A 5,068-nucleotide genomic window follows, 5' to 3' on the forward strand; every position below is an offset into this window, starting at 1 on the left:
AGGTAATTCCAACGAGCGCCGCCCGAAGTTTTAGGGTTAGGTGTAATGACTTCTACTTTATCTTTAATTAGATCGTCCCAATCTTTAATGCCTTTCGGATTGCCCTTTCGAACAAGGAATACAATGGTAGATGTATATGGCGAGCTGTCATGCTTGAATTTGGACTGCCAATCTGACTTAATCAAACCAGGCTCAACAATAGCGTCTATATCGTAACCAAGTGCGAGCGTTACAACATCGGCTTTCAGACCGTCTATTACGGCACGACCTTGCTTACCAGAACCGCCATGCGATTGCTTGATTGTCACCACTTGGCCTGTTTCTTCCTTCCAGTGCTTGGAGAATGCCTCATTAAATGCTACATATAGCTCACGGGTTGGATCGTAGGATACGTTGAGGAGCTCAACTGGCGGCTTAGGCTCTGCCTTGGCCGGTTCTTCCGTAGTTTGCGCGTTCGTTGCATTTGAAGGTTTATTGGACGGTTTATTTATGGAGTTATTGTTACCGCAAGCTGCGAGTACAAGCGATAAAGTTAAAATGATGACTACGGACCGGATATGAGCAATTTTCTTCATAATTTCATACACCCCTAATTTGTTATAACAGGTCCGCTGAAACACGATTATGCTAATAAAAGTGATAGTTGGTGTCTCTGCGCTAATAGGTGTTGACTCCGGTTATCCGGTAGTTATTTTATTATTCCTACCTGTTTAGTTGGTTATGTGAGAATCTTAACAGCGGACACCATATACTGTCAATAGTTAATTTAAACGGAAGTAATAAGAATCATAAAAAATTTTGATAAAGCGTCTTGAAACGCAAAAAACGCCCCATTATGGGGCGTTTCGTTTATTCGTATATTAACGTTCTCTGTTACTTACGTCCGCGTTTATTTTCACCAGTAACCATGACAACCTCAACGTAAGGACGGATGCGATCCATGATCCGTTGGCCTTTGTGAAGCTCATCACCATCCTTGCTCGTGAAGCTGAAGTGCTTCTCTAGTGCTTCCAGCTCATAATTGGATGTATAGAAGGTCGGCTTGCGCTGCATGCGGTAATTGAGTATAGCGCCCAGCACATGATCACGTACCCAAGGGTTTAAGTTTTCTGCCCCCATATCATCAAAGATGAGCAAATCGGTCTCCTTCATCATCTCGACCGTTTCCTTCAGCTTTCCAGGTTCATGCATAAGAGTCTTCAAATCCTCAACGAAATCAGGCATATAGACGATGACGCCAGAATATCCGGCCTTCGCCAACTCATGAAGTAAATAACACATTAAAAACGTCTTGCCCGTTCCAAAACGTCCCGCTAAGTATAGCCCCTCCTGCTGGAGCCCTTCTTCTTTCGTTCGGTCGATGTAGCGCAGCACTTGACCAACCGCCTTCGCGCGCTCTAAATCATTCGTCAAAATCTCATCAGATGAGTAACCGCGCTGCAAAGCAGTCTCATCTACGTAAAAGCTGCGTATACGGCTTCGTATGTGATCCTCATTCTGACGAGAGATAAACTTCTTGCACGCCACCTTGCGGTCATAGAGCTGAGTATACCCATTTACTGTCTCGGAGTGCAGCAAAGTATAATGCCCTTCAAAATCATTAGGACACTTATCAAGCCCAGGACAATTTGAACAGTTGCGATACTCCGTTACATATTGATACACACGATTCAAATTAAGACGAATGACTTGTTCATCAAGCTCCGGGTATTTCATCAGCAGCTTCTCTACAAGCGGTTCTGCGAGCAGCTCTGCCATTTTCTGCTCCGCTTGTTCGGTTATGGCTTGTCCTGTAGGCCATGCCTTCAGCAAATCGCCCATTGATTCCATCGTCTGCTCACCCGCCTCTATAATTAATCGTCCACTTTATATGTCAGCTTCAGCTATAATAGCCTTCATCATTTGCCGTCTAATTTACGTGCCAACTTGCGCAGTTCTTCCATTTCATCAGCCGATACCACAGCAGCTGGTTGTCCGTCTTGTACGATCGGAATGGATGGCTTGCGTGACGTTCCTCGGCTATTACCACCGCGCCCTCCGCCTTTGGCTCCATTATAAGCTCCATTCGATCCGCCAAAGCTTGCTGCTTCCTTGCGGCGCTCTTTATCGAGCTCGACCTGTGCTTGCTCTCGCACATACTGGACTGCCTTCTCGAAATTATCAATCTGCTTCACAAGCATGTTAGATGCAACAGCATCAAGGAAGGTTTTCGTAACACGTTGTGCGTCATTCGCTCCAATTACATAATGAATAAGGACGTTAATAACCGGACCATTAAGTTTATAATTCAAATCTATCCGCTCAAACACACGTTCGATCCAATCTGGAACTGCGCCTGGGAAAAAACGTTGCAAAAACCGGGTATGAGGCTCATTGCGCATGAGCATATTGTATTGTTGAATATCGCATCGACCTAGCAGTTGATTCGGTACCTGTAAATAATCTTGTTCCTGTACTTCAAACTCTTCAGTCAACTCATCCGAATCAACCGGCTCGCTTGATACGACTTGAGTACGGGCAAGCGTCCGCTGCCTGTCTCCTTCTCGCTTCTTATCTTGACGATAGAACTGATTGGCTCTCAGTTGCAGTTCATCAATATTAAGCTCTCCGTTATCACTGAAAATACCATCCTCATCAAGCAGACGACATATATCGGCTACTGTTAAGTTATATTTATAAGCAACATAGTTAACCTGTGCAAGCTGTTCTTCATCGCCGCGCAGACGCTCTACATATCGACGATTCGCCGAATTTCTAGGAAACCGCAGTATAATTTCTCCATACGGAATTGCTGCAGTAGCTAAAGCAGGACGGGCAACCGCTTGCCTTGAAGGTGCAACCTCAGTAAGTGCTTGCTCCAACTCGTTATCGACAGATTGCATGTTCAGTTTAAACAGCTCATAAAACGGCATCGATATATTTTCCTTCGTCAGCTGCGCATCTGCCAGCTCATCCGGTTCATTCGCACCAAACGATTCACGAAGCGAAATAACTGCGTATTTGCCTACTTTATCTCTAAGAAGCATCGTCAAATGCATGTTTCGAAAAAACTCTGAAGGCGACATCGGCTGCGCCAATTCATATTCATATATAACGTCCGCATTTTCCTGCATGCCTAGCCTCGACGTCTGCAGCAAACCAACCGCTTCGAGCTTAGATGCTTGTTCCACCAAATGCTTACGACTCCGCTCATTCATTTCAAGCCCTAAACCGAGAAACAACTTTCGCTGCGGCTCTAAAGAGGAATAACCAGAGCAACCCTCTGCAATTCCATGATATAGCTGTTGATAGAACGCTACTGCAAATGCGCCAATCATCGGCTGATAGATAAGAGRTAACATTTTATAATCAAGACTGCTTAATGAAAAATCACGAAAAATATAATAACGATGATGTTCCGTGAACTGMAATATATTACTAATGCGCATTACAACGACTCCATCCCATACTTCTTTCTATCCTACCATTTTAACATAAAAACCGTTCGCTAGGACGAGTCTGGAAATAGAAAAATCCCCCGATTGGGGGATTTTAATTTAAAACATTTTGTATCCGCCTTTACGAAGCGCTTGAATGGTCCAGCCGCTTACCCATGCTCCAATCAACGCTCCAATTACAGGTATGTAATCAAATATTGTATAATGAGCAAAATTGGAAATGGCCGGCGTCGCCTGATCATCCCATGGAGCCCATATGCCGAGCGGGATTAATGAAATAACAAATAAATAAATCGGAAACCAAGTTGTTTTTAATAGCATATTTAAAATAAAGCCAATACCAAACATCATAACAAAAAACAACACGGTTGCAATTATTAATTGAAGCATTCAAACTTCCCCTTTCAGACTCTCGATTCTTAGTTTAATTAATGATAATAAGGAAGTCAATTACATAGTGTAAATGTCACAAGACCGTCATTTGCTCTGCTCAGCTCGATTACGATACAATGGTTGCAACATCATTAAAGAGCTTGAAGGGAGTATTATAAATATGAGTGAAGCAGCACAAACATTAGAAGGCTGGTACGCCTTGCATGATTTCCGCAGCATGGATTGGACAGCATGGCGATTAGCCGATGAGAACGAACGTTCAAGAGCGCTCGATGAGCTCCAAACATTTATACAGCAATGGTCTTTACAAGAGGAGAATAAGCAAGGCAGCACCGCAACCTATTCAATTATCGGCCAAAAGGCAGATTTCGTGTTCATGCATTTGCGTGAAACGCTGGAAGAGCTGAATGCGATCGAAACGGCATTCAACAAAACGTCCTTCGCCAGCTTTACATACCCTGTATATTCCTACGTAAGTATCGTAGAGCTAAGCAACTATATGGCACAGCCTGGCAGCGATCCGATGCAAAACCCAGATATTATCGCTAGACTAAAGCCGACTTTACCGAAAGCCAATCATATCTGCTTCTACCCTATGAATAAGCGCCGCGATGGCAACGATAATTGGTACATGCTTGCTATGGACGATCGTAAGACATTGATGCGCAGTCACGGCATGATCGGCCGTCAATATGCAGGTAAAGTAAAACAAATCATTACGGGTTCTGTTGGCTTCGATAATTGGGAGTGGGGTGTCACATTATTTGCTGACGATGCCCTGCAATTCAAAAAGCTTATTTATGAAATGCGCTTCGATGAGGTTAGCGCTCGTTATGCGGACTTCGGCGAATTTTATGTCGGCAACTTGCTAAACAGCGATAAATTTGCTGAGTTGCTGAGCATTTAACAGCATTAAACTATACGGTTACGAGAATGAAGAGCGTCCCTTACCGGGCGTTCTTCTTTTTTTAATAGGATAGCCAAAGTTTATTTAAGCAAATCAACATCCAAGCGTAAACGGCTGKCGCCGTCCTTGGCGGCATAAACGTTCGTTTCGCGCAGATAGATAAGCACATTTATAAGTGGAAACTTATAAATTCTTATTTATAAAAAAAGACTTCCGCTAGGCAACCGGTTACGTTGCTAAGCGAAAGCCCTTTTTGATATTACATCATATTATAGCTATCTAAGCATCAACGTCATCGTCATCATCATCATCATCGATCTCTGCTAAACTG

The 5,068-nt window shown here is 43.5% G+C and carries 5 protein-coding genes; 1 reads left to right on the forward strand and 4 read right to left on the reverse strand.

Annotated features, from left to right (window positions below):
- The 4 genes from AC1DWN_RS27640 to AC1DWN_RS27655 all read right to left on the reverse strand — a co-directional run.
- Positions 1 to 575, reverse strand: a 575-nt coding sequence (locus tag AC1DWN_RS27640; protein WP_477562096.1) for a sulfate ABC transporter substrate-binding protein, incomplete at its 3' end; no start/stop codon positions are given.
- Positions 576 to 873: 298 nt separating this feature from the next.
- Positions 874 to 1,830, reverse strand: a complete 957-nt coding sequence (gene dnaI / locus AC1DWN_RS27645) for a primosomal protein DnaI (RefSeq protein WP_477562097.1) — start codon at positions 1,828 to 1,830, stop codon at positions 874 to 876.
- A gap of 68 nt (positions 1,831 to 1,898) precedes the next feature.
- A complete protein-coding gene (locus tag AC1DWN_RS27650; protein ID WP_477562098.1) occupies positions 1,899 to 3,428 on the reverse strand; it encodes a replication initiation and membrane attachment family protein in 1,530 nt (509 codons plus the stop codon).
- 108 nt (positions 3,429 to 3,536) lie between these two features.
- Positions 3,537 to 3,827: a YuiB family protein gene (locus AC1DWN_RS27655; RefSeq protein ID WP_477562099.1), complete on the reverse strand. Its 291-nt coding sequence runs from the start codon at positions 3,825 to 3,827 to the stop codon at positions 3,537 to 3,539.
- A gap of 163 nt (positions 3,828 to 3,990) precedes the next feature.
- Between AC1DWN_RS27655 and hemQ the strand changes: the two genes are divergently transcribed.
- On the forward strand, positions 3,991 to 4,737 hold the full coding sequence (gene hemQ / locus AC1DWN_RS27660; RefSeq protein WP_477562100.1) for a hydrogen peroxide-dependent heme synthase: 747 nt from the start codon (positions 3,991 to 3,993) through the stop codon (positions 4,735 to 4,737).
- Positions 4,738 to 5,068 lie beyond the last annotated feature (331 nt).

This window comes from Paenibacillus sp. P4_A7 (assembly GCF_056402455.1).